Origin of the sequence: Sporosarcina sp. FA9 (assembly GCF_051550205.1) — a bacterium.
Lineage (GTDB): Bacteria > Bacillota > Bacilli > Bacillales_A > Planococcaceae > Sporosarcina.
Window position 1 is genome coordinate 1,617,087 of sequence record NZ_CP188819.1, and the last position, 19,100, is coordinate 1,636,186.

Consider the following 19,100-nt stretch of genomic DNA (forward strand, 5'->3'; position numbering starts at 1 on the left):
AAAGCATCCTTCTTTGAATGTAATAGAGAAGGATCAGAGATAAAAAAAGGAGATTATTAAATGACATTAATAGGAATGTTACACCATAGAAAAGACCCGACAACTGTTGTAAAATCTTACGCATACGCTGCAGTTGCCAAAGCAGAAGGGGCTACTTTTTTTTACTTTTCACCTGGAGAAGTGGATTTTAAAAAGCGCACAATTAACGGACAAGTTTATGAAGATGGGAAATGGATAGGAAAAACAATGCCCTTTCCCGATGTAGTTTACAATGCAGGAAGTCCTGAAAAACTAGCTAAATCAAAAGAAATAATACAGAAATTGCGGAAGGAAATTCCTTTTACGACGTATTCGATAGGAAATAAGTGGAATATTAGTGAGCGATTAAATGAAGCGGGAAAATTCTCGACATATTTAATTCCAACCGAAATTATTAGAAGCACAAGTCAGTTTTTTAAATTTAGTAGCGCATTTGAAAAAATTGTTTTCAAGCCAATTGACGGTAGAAAAGGAATAGGAATATTGTTTATTTCAAAAAAAGGTTCGAATTTTACAGTCGGAAGAAATGCTATAACGACAACCTTCACAAAACAACAATTAGAAGAACTAATAACAGAAAGACTTAAAACTGGGAAATATATTGGTCAGCCATATATTCAATCCGTAACAAACTCTGGCCAAGTATTCGATTTCAGACTTCATGTTCAAAAGAACGGTGAAGGAAAGTGGGTAATTACAACCATTTATCCTCGTGTTGCACCCCTTGGATCAATCATTCCTAATATCAATAGTGGCGGATTTACAAATTACTTAGAGCCTTTTTTAAATCAAGAATTCAAAAAAGATGCGTTCAATATTAAAAGAACATTGGAGTACTTTTCCTTATCTTTAGCAAATCATTTGGATGAACTTCAAATGATTCAATACGGAGAGGTCATTGACGAAATGGGCATTGATATCGGTCTTGATGAGAATCATAAACTATGGATTTACGAAGTGAATTGGCGTCCTGGTTGCCCTCCTGCATTTTATTTGGAATTGGATGTCGTGAAAAACGGCATTAAATACGCTATATATTTGGCGCAAAATCAAAAAAAGATTAAAAGAGAAATAATGGAGTTAAAACAAAAAAGTATTGAAAATACAATGAATACACCAATTATTGCAATCACTGGTAGTGCAGGAAAGACAACTTCGAAAGCATTTCTTGCATCAATCTTGGCGAAAAAGTGGAATGTGTTTGAATCAAAGGACTATTGGAATACAACCGAACATACAAAAATCCACGCGGCTGAAATAAAGCCAGCACATGAAGCGATTGTTTTGGAGTACGGTATGGCTTACCCTGGGGTCATCACACATCATTGTAGCATCATAAAGCCCAATGTTAGTATCGTGACAAATGTCGGAATGGCGCATGTAGGAAATTTTGATGGGGATATTAAAAAAGTTGCAGCAGCAAAATCCGAACTTATTCACGGTATGGATCAACAAGGTGTGTTGTTCCTCAACAATGATGATACGTATTCAAAGTATTTGGAAACGGAGAATTTTAAAGGAAGTATTATTACAATTGGTATAAAATCGGATGCAGATTACAGGGCATATGATATTACTTATGTAGATGGTGGAATGAGTTTTAAAATGAAATTACAAAACCAAGAAACGGTATTATTTATTCCGATTTTGGGAGAACATCACGTATATAATGCGTTGAACGCGATTGCTGTAGCTGATCATTTAGGATTTAGTCCGATGGATATTAAGTTAGGGTTACTTTTCCGGAAACCGCCTAGAAGAATGACGATTTACAATTGCAGTGAAAACATTACTATAATTGATGATACAGTTCACTCACATCCTGAAGGAGTTAAAGCGGCAATCGACGTGTTAACGAATATCGGAAACAATAGAAAAATAGCTATCATTGGTCAAATGCGAGAATTAGGAGATCTGCGGGAAAAGTCGTATGAACAAATAGGGAATTATATTTCTGAATCGGGTGCCGATATTCTCATCACATATGGTTTTCGAACAGAAGAAATTGGTCAACAAGCGATTCGGAATGGGTTCCCAGCCAATAACATATATCATTTTACAAACCGCAAGAAATTGCATGAGTTGTTAGAAAATCTACTTCAAGAGAACGACACGATTTTAGTTAAGGGAGCTAGTAAAACGAATATGTTCGATACTGTAAAGTTCATTGACACACATTTTTCAAATTAATAAAAACAAAGGACACTGCTCTTTGCAGATGTCCTTTGTTTATATACTATTCTTCATCCTCATCATCATCCTCTAAATGGAAAATGATTTCATTTGCACCATTTTTAGCATTCAATTGAGCTTCTTCCAAACTCTCGCCGGTTGCAATTACATAAGCATATCTATGACCCATTGACAGTGGAGGAGTTAAATTTGCACCTTTTTTAGGTTTTACAAATACATCTACAACGCCAGGTGATTTTCTAGCCCTTCCTTTCCCAGTCACTTTTTCTAAAGTCCCTTTTTTTGATACAACGACGTATTGTGTGAATACATACTTTTCATATTCGTTTCGAATTGATGGATTATCCCCAAGATAGAGTTTTAATGTTTCTTCAACCAAGTTATAACCAAATGCCGCTTGGATCATTTTATTCATTGCTCCTCCAGAAATTCTCGGATTTACTTCGATGAGTTTCCAACCATTTGTAGATAATCGTAATTCAAGGTGAAGAGAGCCGTTCTGAATTCCTAACTGTGATGTGACAGAATCGAGTACGTCGTCAATTCCTACTTTAAGTTCATATGGAATTTCCAAGAGCACACCATAACCAGTAATGATGAACCTCTTGTCATGCGTGATTTCTTGTTTAATGATTGCTGCTACTTGAACCGTACCATTGGAAACAATAGCCTCTACTAAATATTGGTCACCTATAATATATTCTTCAATAATAATCGTATCGTTAGGATCTTTCGTTCTTAATTTCGCAATATGTTTTTTCAACTGTTTTTTCCCAGTTGCAAATAACACATCTTTGGAACCCGTAGACTTTGGTGATTTAACGATAACGGGAAAATTAAGATCGGACCGAATTGCTTTTATAGAAGGCTTTTGCTCCGATTGAATGATATGGAATTTTGGTGTGTATTGTTGGCTTTTAAAAAAAGATCTCGTTTTCTCTTTGTTTTCCATTATTTCTATTGCTTTAGATGAAGTTGTGTTTTGACAAAATTCATCACACAGAATTGAAGCGATATGAACATTGGAATCAATGAAACTAATAATAATTTTGATATCCATTCCTCTGGATTTAAGAGTGTGTATCACATCTCTCATTTCAGTAATGCTTGTTGTATCAACGAAAATCATTTCATGTACATTTGTGTACTCCTCTCTTTGCCGTATTTGTTTCTCATTATTAGTAAAAACAACTGTAAAGTATCCAAGTTGTTCCGCAGAGTGAATTGCATCTCTACTGGATCCAGATTTATTGGTGTTAATAAAGATAATTGTTTTCAAATAGTTCACTCCCAAAATAGTTTCGAGTAAGACAACTCTATATATATGTATGAACTAATTCATTCCCAGCTTGGTTACGTATCACGATAGAAAAAAACTTACAGTAATCGCTGATTGTACAAGCGAAGTATCGAAATATGCATATGATATGGAATATGAAGGGAGTGAACAGTTCACAATGAAGCCACTCTCAGTAAAAGAGCTAAAAGCTGCGATTGCTGGTGAATTGATACAAGGGCATGATGATATGATTATTGAACAAGGTGCCTATCGAATTAAACAGGTGAAAAAAAAGAATACGGTTCTTTTTTCAAAAATAAAGATTTTAAATTGGAACGACTTAAAAGAATTTTTCCCTTTAGTACTCGTAACGAGTCAAGAATTAACAGAACGTGATCAAATTGATCAATTATCGGTTATTAAAGTTAAGGATGTTGATGTAGCGTATTGGGAATTTATTAATTACTACCGAGATTTGTTTGAAATCCCTGTAATTGCAGTAACCGGAACTTCTGGGAAAACAACTACAAAAGAAATGATTAAGCATATTCTATCGAAAAGTAAAACTACTGTGTCAACGGAAAGTACGAATAACTCTCGTACGGCTCATTTACACTATCTTTTAAGCATTGATGATCAGACAGAAGCTGCTGTTTTCGAAACCGCCGTAGGTGCTCCGGGTGACGTAGAAATTGCAGGTAAAATATTTAAGCCAACAATAGGGATTATTACAAATATTGGTGCACATCATTTGAATTATTGTAAGACTATCGAGGCATATATTAGCGCGAAGGGTGAAATGCTACAAGCACTGAATAATGAGGGTGTGCTAATAATTAATTCAAATGATGAAAACAGTAAGAGAATAGAATTTGGCAAGTATAATGGTCGTATCATTCGTGTAGGAATGGATTCATTTTGTGATTATTATGCGAAAGATATTAAATACATTAATAATGGAATGCAATTTGTTCTTAGGCATAAAAGAAAAAAATATAAAACGTTTGTCCCCGGACTAGGAAGACACCAAGTATATAACGCATTAGCGGCGCTTGCAGCAGCCCATGAAGTCGGGATTAGCTTGAAAAAAGCTAGAAAGCATTTGAAAACATTTCAAACTTTTAATAAACAACTTCAAATTTTTACTGGGATTAATAACAGCGTTATTCTGGATGACACATGGAGTATAACAACGACTTCTTTGGAAGCAGCTTTAAATGTTTTAAAGGATGTTGGAAAAGGAAGAAAAACGATTGCGATTGTAGGGACGATAACAGATCTAGGATCTTGGGGTTATATTGTTCATAAACAAGCAGGAGTGCTGATTTATGAAATTGGTGTAGACGTTTTAATAACAATTGGAGAGCATGCACGGATAATGGCCGAACAAGCACTGGCCTGCGGAATGACTTCTTCAGTTTATTCGTTTAACAATAAAATACTCGCATATGAACTGTTAAAAGAAATTGTTGATGAAAACACAATTGTTCTAATCAAAGGTGATATGTACAGTCAAGCAATAATTGACTTAGCCTATAGTTTACGAAAAGGGAAATAGTTACCGTTAAAATAGAGAATAGGAATGATATTGTAGCCTTTATTTATAAGTGATGTTCAAGAATTACTACAGGGGAAACTAGTAAAAAGATTTGAAGATTGATTCAATTAGAGGTGTTTTACTAAAATAACGATAGCATTCATCATTAATTAAGAAGTAAAAGTAGTATTGAATGAAATAAGTTTTTTTAATAAACAACATAAAAAACTCTTTTATGGATACTCTAAGTTAGTATCCGAAAAAGGAGGAAAATATATTGAAACGAATTGGATTATTTACGATGGCTTTAATGATATCTGTTTTACTTTTGGGATGTGGAATGAACAAGAATAAAACGGAGACAGATAAAACATCAACAGATACAACGACAAACACTGTCCCACCGGAAAACTCGACGCCTTCAGAGGTTGAAGACAAGGTTACAGGCGGAGTAGGGGATAATGAATCCAAACTGGAAGTAGCTAAGGATGCAGCGAATCTAATTACGGAATTAGATGAAGTCGAAAGTGCCACAGTCATTGTGACGAATAACAATGCATATACCGCTGTTGTTTTACATGATCAAGCAAGCGAAGAACTATCACCAGATGTGGAAGATAAAATTGCGGATAAGGTGCGAACTGCAAATAGTGCTATTGAGAATGTGTATGTGTCATTAAATCCTGATTTTGTTAAGCAAATGAATGACTATGGTGAAAAAATTAATGAAGGAAAGCCAGTAGAAGGATTTTTCGAGGAATTTTCAGAAGCGATGAAAAGGGTATTTCCTGATGCTCATTAATGTTATATAAAAATAAGTAATAATCAGCTATTTTCGAATAGCTGATTATTTTTTGGTCTATTATTTTGAGATTATCCAAAAAACAATAAATACAATTCCAAACATCACCCATATTAAGGATAAGTAAAGTTCTCTTTTTCTTTTATCCTTCATACCTCGTGTAAAATAACGTGTAACAATTTCAATAACTATTGCAAACAATATTAATAGTATCCATTGAATGATTTTCAAACCCCTCGCACTTATTATTAGACACAGGAACCTACCGCCCATATCGATGATTGTACCAAACGCAGCTTAAACAAACAATTTAACAAATGTATTTCATCGATCGTGTAAAATTCATCATAGCTTCTCTTAGTGATATACTAGAAAGAGAACTTTAAGAAGGCAATAGACTATATATAAAATTTAATCTAAGTGGGGGTATATCATGTTTAAGTCTGTTACGTTTTATACAAACAAATTAAAAGCATTAAAACGTTTCTACGGTGATGTAATGGAATTTAATATTGTAGAGTCAACAAATGAACAGTTTATTGTTGAAATAGGACAATCTACAATTACGTTCATGCATACAAATCAACCAGCATTTTATCATTTTGCAATTAATATACCAGGAAATCAGTTTTCCATGTTGAAATTTTGGATGCAAGATCGAGTGACCTTAAATCGTGGGGAATCATTAGATGAAATTTACTTTTCAAGTTTTGATGCGGATTCAATGTATTTTGAAGATCCGGCAGGGAATATTGTTGAATTAATTGGTCGTAGAAAACAGGATTTATTTGGGGATGTATCACAGGCATCTTTTCTAAATATAAGTGAAGTCGGTATAGTAACGCCTTTTGTTTCGGAAGTAGGGGAGCAGCTGCAAGATATCGGAATCCCACTTCGCGGAGGAACGGAAGTGGATCCAGAATCATTGAACTTTCTAGGGAAAGGCGACGCGTTCATCGTTTTGGTACCGCCAGCGAGAAGATGGTATTTCTCTGAGAAATCAGCAGAAACCTACCCGCTAGAAATCACATTAAACGATGGTCGTCAAATCGTTTTGGATGAAGAAGGCAAGATGGCACTCATAAATTAAGTGTGTAATATTAAGTGGTTCGTACAATCAATCGGTTTTTTTAACTTAACTAAAACTATAGACAAAAACACCTAAAATCATTAAATGATTTTAGGTGTTTTTCTTTGTTTGGGGGGTGATTCAGCCGCTTGAGAGGAATTCGAAGCCCCTTGGTCGTAATTCGAGCTTCTTTGAGGGGAATTCACATCGACTTGGTTGTAATTCAGACCCGAAAGTGCCTTTGGCAAAAGCTACTCCATAATTCTCGCTTAATTATCCTACGATATATGTAAGAAGTTTTTAAGCGGATATTAATAGGGCTTGTTTGAAAAATGAGATGACTTTTGCTATTTTAGTGTATTGTATAGTGTTAGGCTAATAAACAACACAAGGGCAACCATTGAAAAGATGACAGCGAACTTGACAATAATATGGTTTTTTGCTGCATTGTCTATGTTACTCGAAAAGATAGCAACAATAACACCTGCGCAAAATAGGATTAAAGCAAAGACTTTCATTAGAGAAACCCCTTCTTGTATTTGATTGGTCGTACTTTCATTTTACAAAAAGAGTGTTTCTTTTTGTATTATATTGGATTTTTATGGTTAATCGACACGCTTGATATCGCCTTGCTTAAAGCATCTTGTAAAATACCCTTAATATATCACATTATTAATAGTTTGTGTGTTGATATAAAGAATCCTTCTAACAACTCTCGCCTAACTGGAGTGGAGATCATATAGAATCATTTGTTCAACATATATAATTAAATAAATAAAAAAGCGGTAACCACAAGGGGTTACCGCTTTTTTAATTGATTAAAGTGAACCTACATTTACTTCTTTCATCGAAATTTCGAGTGCTTTCGCGACGCCTTCACCATAAGCTGGATCGGCTTGGAAGCAGTGGCTGATGTGTTTGATTTTTATTTCTTTTGGTGCGTCGCCCATATTGCGCGCTGTATTTGCAAAGAGAACTTCTTTTTGGTCATCGTTCATTAAGTTAAACAATTTACCAGGCTGTGTGAAATAATCACTGTCATCTTCACGGAAATCCCAAATATCTGCATCACCGTTTAATTTAAGTGGCGGCTCTTTGTATTCAAGTTGCTCTTTCCATTCGCCGTAGCTGTTTGGCTCATAGTGTAGCGTGCTTCCCTTGTTACCATCAGTTCTCATTGCACCATCGCGGTGGAAGCTGTTGAATGGACATTTCGGTGCGTTTACCGGAATTTGATGGTGGTTGACACCTAGACGGTAGCGCTGTGCATCGCCGTATGAGAACAATCTTGCCTGTAGCATTTTGTCAGGAGAGAATCCGATTCCTGGTACAACTGCAGCAGGTGAGAAGGCAGATTGCTCTACTTCAGCATAATAGTTTTCAGGGTTTCTATTTAATTCAAACTCTCCTACTTCAATAAGAGGGAAGTCACCCTTATACCAAACTTTTGTAAGGTCGAATGGGTTATACGGCATGTTAAATGCTTCTTCTTCTGTCATCACTTGGATGTACATTTTCCATTTCGGGAAATCACCATTATCGATACTGTTCAGTAAATCCCTTTGATGGCTTTCACGGTCTTTACCGACAAGTGCTTCCGCATCTGCATCTGTTAAATTCTCAATACCCTGTTGTGAAACAAAATGGAATTTAACCCAGTGGCGTTCGTTTTGTTCATTGATCATACTAAATGTATGACTACCGAAACCGTGCATATGCCTAAGCGACTTCGGAATTCCACGCTCACTCATTGTGATCGTTACTTGATGAAGGGCTTCAGGAAGAGATGTCCAGAAATCCCAGTTGTTTTTCGGACTGCGCATATTCGTATGTGGGTCGCGTTTTACAGCATGGTTCAAGTCTGGGAATTGCATTGGATCCCTGAAAAAGAATACAGGTGTATTGTTCCCAACGAGATCCCAGTTTCCTTCTTCAGTATAAAACTTCATAGAGAATCCACGAATGTCACGCTCTGCATCAGCCGCACCGCGTTCTCCAGCAACTGTAGAGAAGCGTGAGAACATTTCTGTTTGTTTCCCGACTTCTGAGAAAATCTTTGCTTTAGTATATTTAGTAATGTCACTTGTTACAGTAAACGTACCATATGCACCGGAACCTTTTGCGTGCATACGGCGTTCAGGAATTACCTCTCTGTTAAAATGAGCTAGTTTTTCCAGTAACCAAACGTCTTGTAAAAGTACAGGTCCTCTTGGGCCAGCGGTCATTGAGTTTTGATTGTCAACAACTGGAGCACCTGCGGCGGTAGTTAATTTTTTATGATTCTCATTCTCGTTATCTTTTTTATTCATTTGTATAACTCCTCCTTATGTTCTGTATGTACATCTACTACTATAGCAAATATTTTTTTAAATTACTAATAATAATCATTACAATCAAATAGTGATTATTAAAGGGGGTGTAGTTTAACCTTAACTTAACAATCGAAACCTATAATTTATACCTATCATACTATTAAAGTATATATAATTGTTCAACTTTAAAGAATATTTTAATATTTCAACACTATTCCTAATAGTGTGTTAGCATTAAGGTATCTTATTGTTCTAACTTCATGAGTCCAAGTATTTGCATATAATACAAATGTAAGATAATAAAAATTGATAAATTGGGTTTTTTTTATTCATTTCAAATAAGTATGAAAAGGGGGAGTTTAATGGCTAATGAATCCGTTTTAATAGTTGAAGATGAGGATGGAATTCGTAGTCTTATGCAACTTTTTTTGAGAAATAAGGGCTATAAGGTACATGAAGCTAAAAATGGTCGAATTGCTATGGAAATGTTAAAAGAAAAAAAGCCTGATGTTGTATTATTGGATATTGAAATGCCGGAAATGAATGGATTTGAGGTATGTAAAAAAATTAGAGAGCAAACAATAGTACCTATTCTATTTATTAGTTGTCGAAAGGAATCGATGGATAAAATGACTGGCTTTCAAGTTGGCGGTGATGACTACATTACAAAACCATTCGATTTTCATGAACTAGATGCTCGAATTCAGGCTCTATTACGTCGCAATGATTGGATAGTTAATAGTGAGGAAGATATCGAGAAAATAACAAAAAAAACAATGACAATATATACGGATAGATGTGAAGTGTTTATTAACGATAATAGGGTTCACCTTCTGCACAAAGAATACCAACTCTTATTAGTACTTGTGAAACATCCGAATAGAGTATGGACGGCTGAACAACTTTATGATCATGTTTGGGGGTATAATTCTGATGGTACACCGCAGACTGTGAAAGTTCATATAAGTAATTTACGAGGGAAGCTATATAAACATTCAAAAGATACTGAGTATATTCAAACCGTTAGAGGTTTTGGATATCGTTTCCCTGAGACAAATTAAATTGGTTTTTTTAACATACTATAAAATCGGATATATTAAAAGGTAAGACTTCAGTAACTTCTGAAATCTTACCTTTTGGGATTAAAAGAGGTTAAGCTTTTCAATGCGTGCAACTGCTTCTTTCAAACGATTTTCATCTTCCAAAAGTCCAACACGTATATAACCTTCTCCGTAGGAACCAAATCCATTCCCTGGTGCGACTGCCACATCCGCTTTCGAAAGTAAGAGGTCTGCAAAGGATTCACTTGAATATTCCTTAGGTACGGGAAGCCATGCGAAGAAGGAGGCAGGCGGTGCTTCAACGTCCCAACCTATTCGCTTACATTCAGATATTAATACATTTCTTCGGCTTTCATAAAGTGAAACTAGGTTCTCCACACAGTCTTGACTGCTCGTCAAAGCAACTGCGGCAGCACGCTGGACTGCTGGAAATGGATTAATAAACAAATGATCTTGTAATGTATTGATGGCTTCTATGATCTCCGCGTTACCAACGGCGAATCCAATCCGCCACCCAGCCATATTATATGTTTTAGAAAAAGTGTACATTTCAATTCCAACATCTTTTGCGCCATCAGCTTGTAAAAAACTAACTGGTTTTTTTCCATCAAATCCAATCGCTCCATATGCAAAATCGTGCATGATTGCAATGTTTGAAGTTTTTGCGAATGCTACTGTTTCATCAAAGAATGGAATACTTGCGGTCGCACTTGTTGGATTGCTTGGATAATTTAAGTACATAAGTTTAGCTTGCTCTTTTTGTTCATTGGAAAGAGCAGCGTAATCTGGTAGGAAATTATTTTCAGCGAGTAAAGGCATTAAATTATATTTAATATCGGCTAAACTTACACCGGATAAATAATCAGGATAACCCGGGTCAGGCAGTAATAATAGATCTCCTGCATTCATAAGAGCTAAAGGTAATTCAACCAGTCCTGTTTTTGTTCCAAACAATATAGCTACTTCTGTTTCAGGGTTAATATCGACATTGTATTCTCGTTTATAAAATACACCGACGGCTTCTTTCAGCTCTGTTGTACCTCTGAAAGCTGCATATCCATGTGTAAGTGGATCCTCCACTGCTTCTTGAAGTGCTTCTATAATATGTTTTGGAGTAGGTTGGTCAGGATTTCCACGACCTAAATTGATGATGTCACGTCCCTCAGCCATTGCAGCTTCAACACTCTTGACGAGTTTAGAGAAAAAGTGAGGGGGCATATTTTTCAATCTGTCTGAAATTTCCATTGTTAATAAAACCTCTTTTCATAATTTTAAGAATAGATAACACAACTAAATGGACAACGAAGGTCGATCATTGTTCCAAATTACTTTAACCGGAACTTCAAATGTTTCTGACAACTTTGTATCTATCAATACTTCCTTTTTCGGTCCGGCGGCCACGATTTTACCATTATGAATGAGTAGAACATGTGTCAGTTCCTTTACTAGTTCTTCAATATGATGTGTAACATAAATAATGTGACAGTTTTTTTGTATTACTTCTTTCATTATATCAAGTAATTGTTCACGGGATAAAATATCTAATCCTGAACAAGGTTCATCCAAAATTAAAATTTCTGGGTTACTCATTAAAGCTCTTGCAATAAGTACTCTTCTTTTTTCACCTTGAGATAGAAATTGAAATGACTTACCTTTTAAATAGTTTAAACGCATCAGTTCAATTAAAGAAAATGCTTTTTTATAATCCTTTTTTGAAACATACTCGTATAATCCAAACGATGCAAACTTCCCGCTAACAACAACTTCTTCAATCGTTTCATTATTAACAAGTTGTGAAAAACGATCTAATGAGCTACTAACAAAACCAATCTTTTTGCGTAATTCAGGTAAACTAGTTTTTCCGAATTTATTTCCAAGGACGGATACATCACCGGTAGAAGGGAAGTGATAACCCGATATGATATTAAGAAGAGACGTTTTTCCAGACCCGTTGAGACCTAAAATAGCCCAATGTTCATTAGAATTGATATCCCAGTTAATATTCTCTAGTATTGCCTGCCCATTTTTACGTAAGGATACATCTGCAAAAGAGATAACGGACTTCAAAAAAACACCCCATTTGTATGTTTATACTTTATAATCTAAAGTTAGTATATTAGCAAGTATACATGTACTGTTAGAGGATTTACAATGCTCGAATTATATGGAATACTAATGATTCATCTTTACGCATGTAGCAATAAGCTTGCCAAGAAATTAAGAAAGGTATGATTATTTATGAAAGATATGACCGTTCGAGGAGCTCCGAATAAATATATTTGTAAAGAAGGTATACTGGAGAATCTCGAAGAACAACTTTTATTACATCAGATATCTCGCGTTTTACTTGTAACTGGGAAGCAGTCATGGAATGCGGCATCTAAATTCATACCTGCATTTGTTGAGGTAGAAGGAACGATGGAGCGTTATTGCGGGGAATGTTCGATGTCGGAAATTAATAGAATCGCCAAATTAGCGACGGACTTAAAAGTAAATGCAATTATCGGTGTTGGTGGTGGAAAGGTAATTGATTTGGTGAAAGCAGCGAGTAATAAAAGTAATACCAAATCAGTCATTATACCAACACTTGCTTCAAATTGTGCACCTTGGACACCTCTTAGTGTTATATACACAGAGGACGGCGTTATGACACATTACGAAGTCTATTCCTCAGGTATCGAGCTTGTTTTAGTTGAACCTCAACTTTTACTAGATGCTCCTATCGAATTATTTGTAGCTGGAATCGGAGATACATTGGCAAAATGGTATGAAGCCGATGTTCAAATTAGTCGATTGGTAGACCGATCAGTTCCAATTGAGATTGCTTACTTCACAGCCCAACAATGTAAAAAAGTATTATTAGAACATAGCAACAATGCTTTGCAAGCGGTCCGGACAAAAACGATAAACAAGGACTTTGTAAAAGTTGTTGAAACGATTATTGTTTATGCTGGAATGGTAGGCGGTTTTGGTGATTCATATGGTCGAATTGCGGGAGCGCATTCGATTCATAACGGGCTGACTGTCATAAGCGAAATGCATGAAAAACTTCACGGTGAAAAGGTCGCTTATGGGATTCTAATTCAATTAGTATTGGAAGATAAATTAGATGAATTAAAGTCTGTAATTGCTTTTTATAAGGAACTAGGGCTGCCAACAAGTTTAAAGGATTTGGGATTATTAACTGTCACGGAAGATCTGGTGTCACGAATTGCGGAAAAAGCAACTTTGCCGAATGAATCGATTCATGTAATGAAAGACGATGGCATACTTGTGAATGATGTATCAAATGCGATTATTAAACTGGAAAATCTACAACACTAAAAGTGATTTTTTATTATAAGATAAGTCAAACAAAAAACATGCCCTTTACGGACATGTTTTTGTTTTTAAGGGGAATTTGTACTAGTGGAATATTGGTTGATGAAAACATTATTAGTTGAAAATGGATTTACACATATTTCATTTTATCTGCGAACTAGTTTGTTCCATCTAATAATGCCTGTTTCATACCATCATACGAAGCTTTCCATATTCCTGTATCCGTAGAAAAAGCTTTACGAGTAATTGTATACATCTCCTGTAACTTCTCGTCGTAATCGTCGGCATCTTTTAATGGTAGCTCTTTTCTATATTTATCAACAAATTGTCTTGTTTTCTTTGTGATTGGTCCCCATTTGGCGACTTCGTTGCCGTCTTCATCAATAAAAAGGATTATAGGAATCGTTCGAGATTTTCCATTTGTTAAATATTGATCCATGAGTTCTAAGTTTTCATCACGCAGTAGAAGTCGTACCGGCATATTTGAGTGCTTTGCCATCTTTAGTGCAATAGGAATATTAAACATGCAGTGTCCACACCAGGGCTCGGTAAGTATAAGAACACGTAAGTTCATTGCTTTTATTTGTTCGAAAAAGTCCTTATCTGGTGATGGTTTGAAATTTTCTGCAACGAAAGAAAACCCTTCTTTTAGAGTATCTAAAGTTTCAGTATATTCAGTTGCGGTCAAACCTTTTTCATACCACTCATTTAGTCCCATTAACAATTCACTCCGTTCATTTGATATGTTTCAAGTGTACTGAATTATAAGGACTTCGTAAACATAACCGCATTTGTAAAGTGGATATTTTTAATAGAAGGTGAGGCACTAAATTTGAATAAAATGAAAAATGTCTTACAGTTAAAGAGACTGATCGATTAGGAGGGGATTTCAATCACAACAATACAACAATTACGCCTTGCACGTATGCATTTGATTGGCCGTATGAAACGAGTTGAAGATAGCAAGTGGGATGTTCAACCAAGTGGGTTTAATAACAATATAAGGTGGCATGCCGGTCATATTTTTGTGACTATGGAAACACTGATCCACCAAAGTATAAATTCGTACGAACCAAAGCACCCTAATTGGATTCCGTTGTTTGTGGATGGAACAAGTCCGGTAGAGTGGGGCGATGATGTTCCTTCAAATGAAGAACTAATGACTAATTTAAGAGAACAGCTTGAGTGGGTAATTCCATTTTTAGAAGGAAAACAAGAGGAAAAAATGTCTGAACCACTAATAATTGGTGAAAATATAATGACAATCGATGATATTCAAGGAATTATACAATTTATTGCTTGGCATGAAGGCGTTCATGCGGGTGTTATTGACGCATTAAGTAAAGTATCATAACCAAAAGGAAACGGATAACCTTTGCAAAAGGTTATCCGTTTCCTTTTCATTTCAATATAAATCATTTAGTATATATTCGAATTCAGGTACTGTTTCTACTTCAAAGAGAGTGATAGGTGATTCACCATAGGCATCCACAAGCGTTGGATCGGCCCCCGAATGAAATAATAAAGCCGCAATGTCATAGAATTCATTCATTATTGCGGCGGTTAGCGCCGTTGTATAATGATCTGAGTCATTTGGATTTGCACCATTTTTTAGTAAGAATTCAACGACTTCTGTCTCATCATTGTAGACGGCATAATGAAGAGCGGTCGTTAACTCCTCATCAACCTCCAAAAGATCTGCTCCATCTTCCAATAAACTCTCTACTTTTTTTAGATTTCCGGTTGCGGCGGCAATCATTAGCGGAGTCGAGTCGGCAGCGAAATCGGAAGACTCTTCAAAATTGGATTCCTCCGCTGACGGAAAAACAGATGAAATAATTCCAATACCTACTACTAGTAATACAATCATCCCAATATAAATTACGAATATCGAAAGACCAGAAATCACAGCTCCAATTGCTATTTTACTCGTATTTGGTTGGAAATTAGGGGTTCCCTCAACTTCCATAAATTGTCCAACTGCTTGAATTCTTTTTGGTAAAATTGGATGAGTAGAAAGTACTTCTGCGAACCATACCGCAACGTTCGATTCGCTATGTATTTGTTCAAGGTAAGATATATCGTTAATCTCTTTATAGAGTCCTTTGCCAATACTTAAGATTGTGAGCGATCGTTTGGCAGCAAAGCCATCCTGTATATAATAAGCGGCTTTTCGATCGCATGTATATTCACATGCACGGCTATAGGCTTGGGAAAGAAAAGGCACAAAGTTTGCGGGTAGTACAAGAATACTTTTCCAAACATGACGTCGTTTAATATGTGCCAATTCATGTGCAATAATAAAGTCTAGTTCTTTTTGACCTTGTTCGCGTGCTAATTCAAGAACCTCACTATAGATAACGACCATATTACGTCCGAAAAAACGTGTAGCAAAAGCATTGAATGCACCTTGAGAATGGATTACAAATACATCTGGAACATCTTTAATTTTCATTTGAATTGATAATTCAACGACTCTCTCGTAAATGTCAGGAAACTGCTTCTCGTTTATGCGTACGCCGTTGCCTCGAATACTACCTAACATTATTGCATTAGAGAATAATAGTAAACCAAATAAAACGAGTGCTATTGCTATACCTATAATACTTACCATGGCAATAATATAGATAAATAGACTTACGATGACGCTGAAAATGAAATAAGGTGTTTCTTTACTAGATGTTAAAGACTGTGAATTCAATGAATACCTTCCCCTTTGGAGTTAAATATTTCCACTTAAATATATATGATAAAGAATTTTCCAAATATAGTCAATAGGTCTAGATGTATCTTAATTGAATTTCAACAAAATGAATTTTCTGTAATTATTTTTGAGAATGTTTCCACTTCATTTACGATGTATTAAGTGTAAGAGCCTTTACAATACAAAAGGGAGTGCGCAAATGAAAATTAATAGCGAGAACTTTATTAAGCGTTTTAAGAAAGGAAAGAACGATGCGTTTGAATATGTGATTAATGAATATATCGGAATTGTGAAAGCGGTTATTTTTAATGCACTTAATTCCTATAAAGATCCACAACTTATTGAAGAGTGTATAAATGATGCATTCCTAGGCGCATGGGAGAATAAGAGTCAATTTAACGGGAACCAAGAAGATTTCAGGAAATGGATTTGCGTGATTGCTAAATATAAAGCGATCGATAAACAGAGGAAACAATCCAAATCTCATATCGCTACTGAACTCGAGGAGATGCCGCTAGACACAGCACAATCAGCAGAAGCTATATTCTTAACAAAAGAATCATCACGTAATTTATTGAAAATGATGAGACAGCTGGAGGACATAGACCGTGATATTTTCACTATGAAGTATTTTTTGGAAATGAAAAATGGTGACATCGCTATCCATCTTGGCTTAACAAAAGCTGCTGTTGATAACCGTCTTTACAGGGGGAAAAAGAAGTTACGACAAATTCAATTAGGAGGTAATTTCGCATGAAAAGGTTATATAAACAATTCAACAATTTAAAAGTTGATGAGAATATTCAAGCAATGCCAGTCAGCGAGCCCGAAATAGAGCGCGTTAAAAAGACTGTAATGAAATATAAGAACAAAAGGAGTGCGTTTCGAAATGTATCCGCGGCGGCAATACTATTTATCGCTTCATCGATAACTTTGGGCGTTGCTTATCCCGTATTCGCATCTCAGATTCCTTTTATCGGAAATATTTTCTTATTGTTTGATGATAAGAGTGGACAGTTTAAAGACTATGAAATATTTTCATCCGGATTAGATATAACGAAAGAAAGCAACGGCATTAGCATAACACTAGCAAATGCCGTGTATGACGGGGAAGCAGTCACCATCTCGTATATGATAGAAAGTGAAGCTGATTTGGGTGAATCTCCTACGCTTCCTGGAAGTTTCGTGATAGATGGATACGATGGATTTCAGTCTGAGAGATCGTTTATTGAAAAAGTTGGGGATCATCAGTATGCGGGTGTGTCTGTTGGGAATTTGGTGGAAGGAGATAACTTAGAATCCATCAATGTTAGTTGGAAACCAGAATCCATACACATTGATAAAGAAATTTCAGATCAATCTATAACTGGAGAATGGCCATTCCAATTCACGCTTAATGCAATTGACAATGAAGTAGAAGCGGTCGACATTAAAACGGAAGAAAAAGGGATAACTCTTAATGTATCAAAAATGACGCAAACATCTATTTCAACAGTATTCTACTATACACATAAAGCAGATTCATCAATACAAGAGAAGTGGGAATATGTACTCTTGAATATGACTGTTATCGATAACTTTGGGAATGAATATAAAGTAATCGATGATGTCGGATATGGTCAGAGCGCATATTCCATGGATTGGAAATTCACGACTTCAGCCATTCCGAAAGAGGTGACGTCTATCACATTGATACCCGAAATATCTGTATTCAATGACCCAGATTTAGACTTGAAAACATTTACAATCAAATCAATCGAAATCCCGTTCTAAACAGCAGAAAGCTCTCAGTATGGATTATGCTAGGAGCTTTCTGTCATTTTAAAACTTAATAAAATTGCTATGTCTGAACCTGATTCTATTAAAAGCGATGATCCGTATATTTACTTTTTGCAACCAATTCTATTAATTCGTTCATTGTATCAGTTGAACAATTTTTCTCATACGCAATAATTGAATCGAGTAGTTGTGCAGTCGTACGTGCACCAACGAGTGCGGAGGCAATTGTTTTATTATCCAAAATAAATGCGATTGCTGCAGCATGTAAATCATTTGTTTTCTTCTCTAATGCTTGAATAATTATTTTCAAATCCTCTGCGCTATATGAAGCAAATCCATTTGAATTTTGAACTCTAGATAAGCCGTCAGACGTTAATAAACCTTTCGCAATTGAACCTCTCGTTATGACTGAAGCAGCTGCCTCATGAATCATCGGAAACCATTCTTCAGGTCTTCGATCAAGAAGGCTATATTGCATCATTACCGAAACTGCAGCGCCACTATCAAGGAAACGTTTAATAACATTGGGACGTATTGAGGAGATGCCATATTGTCGAATAAGTCCTTCTTTTTTAAGGCTCTCAAGTGCATCTAATGTTTCATCAACATTATCTTCCATCGTACCTCCATGAAGTTGATATAAATCAATGTAATCTGTGCCAAGTCGGTGCAAGCTTTCTTTAGCAGCGTCCATAATATGGTTTTTCGAAGGATCCCATGTCCAGCCGTCGCCAGTGGAATTCATCTTATTTCCAGCTTTTGTGGCTAGAATAACTTCATCTCTTCGTCCTTTAAGGGCATATCCAACTAATTCTTCATTTTTGCCGTTGTCATACAAATCTGCTGTGTCAAAGAAATTAATGCCCGCATGTATGGCGGCGTCAATAATGTTTTTAGATTCTGCGGGGTCATCCGGAAGAGACATTGTACCAAGTCCAATTTCTGAAACAAATAGACCACTTTTACCCAGCTCTCTTTTCTTCATAAAAACATCCCTCCAATTC

17 protein-coding genes are annotated in these 19,100 nt (G+C 35.8%); 9 read left to right on the plus strand and 8 right to left on the minus strand.

Going from position 1 to position 19,100, the window contains the following annotated elements; translation table 11 throughout:
* The first annotated feature begins 60 nt into the window (after positions 1 to 60).
* Complete coding sequence (locus tag ACP8HH_RS07870; RefSeq protein WP_438318264.1) at positions 61 to 2,229, plus strand: YheC/YheD family protein; 2,169 nt, start codon at positions 61 to 63, stop codon at positions 2,227 to 2,229.
* A gap of 46 nt (positions 2,230 to 2,275) precedes the next feature.
* On the opposite strand, the gene ACP8HH_RS07875 is transcribed toward ACP8HH_RS07870, so the two are convergent.
* Positions 2,276 to 3,520, minus strand: a complete 1,245-nt coding sequence (locus ACP8HH_RS07875) for an ATP-grasp domain-containing protein (protein ID WP_438318267.1) — start codon at positions 3,518 to 3,520, stop codon at positions 2,276 to 2,278.
* A gap of 139 nt (positions 3,521 to 3,659) precedes the next feature.
* Here ACP8HH_RS07875 and ACP8HH_RS07880 point away from each other — a divergent pair, with 139 nt between their 5' ends.
* The 3 genes from ACP8HH_RS07880 (at position 3,660) to ACP8HH_RS07890 (ending at position 6,940) form a co-directional block, all read left to right on the plus strand.
* Positions 3,660 to 5,069, plus strand: a complete 1,410-nt coding sequence (locus ACP8HH_RS07880) for a Mur ligase family protein (protein ID WP_438318270.1) — start codon at positions 3,660 to 3,662, stop codon at positions 5,067 to 5,069.
* A 256-nt stretch (positions 5,070 to 5,325) separates the two neighbouring features.
* Positions 5,326 to 5,850 (plus strand): YhcN/YlaJ family sporulation lipoprotein, encoded by a 525-nt coding sequence (locus ACP8HH_RS07885; protein ID WP_438318273.1) that lies wholly within the window; start codon positions 5,326 to 5,328, stop codon positions 5,848 to 5,850.
* A 433-nt stretch (positions 5,851 to 6,283) separates the two neighbouring features.
* Positions 6,284 to 6,940 (plus strand): glyoxalase, encoded by a 657-nt coding sequence (locus ACP8HH_RS07890; RefSeq protein ID WP_438318276.1) that lies wholly within the window; start codon positions 6,284 to 6,286, stop codon positions 6,938 to 6,940.
* Positions 6,941 to 7,266: 326 nt separating this feature from the next.
* Here ACP8HH_RS07890 and ACP8HH_RS07895 read toward each other — a convergent pair whose 3' ends face one another.
* Together ACP8HH_RS07895 and ACP8HH_RS07900 are read right to left on the minus strand one after the other, a co-directional pair.
* Positions 7,267 to 7,437 (minus strand): hypothetical protein, encoded by a 171-nt coding sequence (locus ACP8HH_RS07895; protein ID WP_438318278.1) that lies wholly within the window; start codon positions 7,435 to 7,437, stop codon positions 7,267 to 7,269.
* Between the two features lie 300 nt (positions 7,438 to 7,737).
* Positions 7,738 to 9,228: a catalase gene (locus tag ACP8HH_RS07900; protein ID WP_438318281.1), complete on the minus strand. Its 1,491-nt coding sequence runs from the start codon at positions 9,226 to 9,228 to the stop codon at positions 7,738 to 7,740.
* A 365-nt stretch (positions 9,229 to 9,593) separates the two neighbouring features.
* Here ACP8HH_RS07900 and ACP8HH_RS07905 point away from each other — a divergent pair, with 365 nt between their 5' ends.
* Positions 9,594 to 10,292, plus strand: coding sequence for a response regulator transcription factor (locus tag ACP8HH_RS07905; protein WP_438318284.1), 699 nt, complete (start codon positions 9,594 to 9,596; stop codon positions 10,290 to 10,292).
* An 81-nt stretch (positions 10,293 to 10,373) separates the two neighbouring features.
* Here the strand turns inward: ACP8HH_RS07905 and ACP8HH_RS07910 are convergent, their stop codons facing one another.
* Together ACP8HH_RS07910 and ACP8HH_RS07915 are read right to left on the minus strand one after the other, a co-directional pair.
* The gene (locus ACP8HH_RS07910) at positions 10,374 to 11,537 is read right to left on the minus strand and encodes a pyridoxal phosphate-dependent aminotransferase (RefSeq protein WP_438318287.1); all 1,164 of its coding nucleotides are present in this window, start codon (positions 11,535 to 11,537) and stop codon (positions 10,374 to 10,376) included.
* Between the two features lie 45 nt (positions 11,538 to 11,582).
* Positions 11,583 to 12,359 (minus strand): ABC transporter ATP-binding protein, encoded by a 777-nt coding sequence (locus tag ACP8HH_RS07915; RefSeq protein ID WP_438318290.1) that lies wholly within the window; start codon positions 12,357 to 12,359, stop codon positions 11,583 to 11,585.
* A 180-nt stretch (positions 12,360 to 12,539) separates the two neighbouring features.
* Between ACP8HH_RS07915 and ACP8HH_RS07920 the strand changes: the two genes are divergently transcribed.
* Positions 12,540 to 13,616, plus strand: a complete 1,077-nt coding sequence (locus ACP8HH_RS07920) for an iron-containing alcohol dehydrogenase family protein (protein WP_438318293.1) — start codon at positions 12,540 to 12,542, stop codon at positions 13,614 to 13,616.
* Between the two features lie 154 nt (positions 13,617 to 13,770).
* On the opposite strand, the gene ACP8HH_RS07925 is transcribed toward ACP8HH_RS07920, so the two are convergent.
* Entirely contained in the window at positions 13,771 to 14,331 is a 561-nt protein-coding gene (locus ACP8HH_RS07925) for a thioredoxin family protein (RefSeq protein ID WP_438318296.1), read from the minus strand.
* A gap of 183 nt (positions 14,332 to 14,514) precedes the next feature.
* Here ACP8HH_RS07925 and ACP8HH_RS07930 point away from each other — a divergent pair, with 183 nt between their 5' ends.
* A complete protein-coding gene (locus ACP8HH_RS07930; RefSeq protein WP_438319071.1) occupies positions 14,515 to 14,967 on the plus strand; it encodes a DinB family protein in 453 nt (150 codons plus the stop codon).
* Between the two features lie 51 nt (positions 14,968 to 15,018).
* On the opposite strand, the gene ACP8HH_RS07935 is transcribed toward ACP8HH_RS07930, so the two are convergent.
* Positions 15,019 to 16,314 (minus strand): M48 family metallopeptidase, encoded by a 1,296-nt coding sequence (locus tag ACP8HH_RS07935; RefSeq protein ID WP_438318299.1) that lies wholly within the window; start codon positions 16,312 to 16,314, stop codon positions 15,019 to 15,021.
* A gap of 202 nt (positions 16,315 to 16,516) precedes the next feature.
* Between ACP8HH_RS07935 and ACP8HH_RS07940 the strand changes: the two genes are divergently transcribed.
* Complete coding sequence (locus tag ACP8HH_RS07940; RefSeq protein ID WP_438318302.1) at positions 16,517 to 17,074, plus strand: sigma-70 family RNA polymerase sigma factor; 558 nt, start codon at positions 16,517 to 16,519, stop codon at positions 17,072 to 17,074.
* Positions 17,071 to 18,090 (plus strand): DUF4179 domain-containing protein, encoded by a 1,020-nt coding sequence (locus ACP8HH_RS07945; RefSeq protein ID WP_438318304.1) that lies wholly within the window; start codon positions 17,071 to 17,073, stop codon positions 18,088 to 18,090. Before ACP8HH_RS07940 ends, ACP8HH_RS07945 begins: the two co-directional genes overlap by 4 nt.
* Before the next feature lie 88 nt (positions 18,091 to 18,178).
* On the opposite strand, the gene ACP8HH_RS07950 is transcribed toward ACP8HH_RS07945, so the two are convergent.
* Positions 18,179 to 19,081 (minus strand): aldo/keto reductase, encoded by a 903-nt coding sequence (locus ACP8HH_RS07950; protein WP_438318307.1) that lies wholly within the window; start codon positions 19,079 to 19,081, stop codon positions 18,179 to 18,181.
* Between the last annotated feature and the right edge of the window lie 19 nt (positions 19,082 to 19,100).

Coding starts and splice junctions, on each gene's coding strand:
- ACP8HH_RS07870 (WP_438318264.1), top strand. CDS start 61: ATGACATTAATAGGAATGTTACACCATAGAAAAGACCCGACAACTGTT.
- ACP8HH_RS07880 (WP_438318270.1), top strand. CDS start 3,660: ATGGAATATGAAGGGAGTGAACAGTTCACAATGAAGCCACTCTCAGTA.
- ACP8HH_RS07890 (WP_438318276.1), top strand. CDS start 6,284: ATGTTTAAGTCTGTTACGTTTTATACAAACAAATTAAAAGCATTAAAA.
- ACP8HH_RS07895 (WP_438318278.1), bottom strand. CDS start 7,437: ATGAAAGTCTTTGCTTTAATCCTATTTTGCGCAGGTGTTATTGTTGCT.
- ACP8HH_RS07900 (WP_438318281.1), bottom strand. CDS start 9,228: ATGAATAAAAAAGATAACGAGAATGAGAATCATAAAAAATTAACTACC.
- ACP8HH_RS07905 (WP_438318284.1), top strand. CDS start 9,594: ATGGCTAATGAATCCGTTTTAATAGTTGAAGATGAGGATGGAATTCGT.
- ACP8HH_RS07910 (WP_438318287.1), bottom strand. CDS start 11,537: ATGGAAATTTCAGACAGATTGAAAAATATGCCCCCTCACTTTTTCTCT.
- ACP8HH_RS07920 (WP_438318293.1), top strand. CDS start 12,540: ATGACCGTTCGAGGAGCTCCGAATAAATATATTTGTAAAGAAGGTATA.
- ACP8HH_RS07925 (WP_438318296.1), bottom strand. CDS start 14,331: ATGGGACTAAATGAGTGGTATGAAAAAGGTTTGACCGCAACTGAATAT.
- ACP8HH_RS07940 (WP_438318302.1), top strand. CDS start 16,517: ATGAAAATTAATAGCGAGAACTTTATTAAGCGTTTTAAGAAAGGAAAG.
- ACP8HH_RS07945 (WP_438318304.1), top strand. CDS start 17,071: ATGAAAAGGTTATATAAACAATTCAACAATTTAAAAGTTGATGAGAAT.
- ACP8HH_RS07950 (WP_438318307.1), bottom strand. CDS start 19,081: ATGAAGAAAAGAGAGCTGGGTAAAAGTGGTCTATTTGTTTCAGAAATT.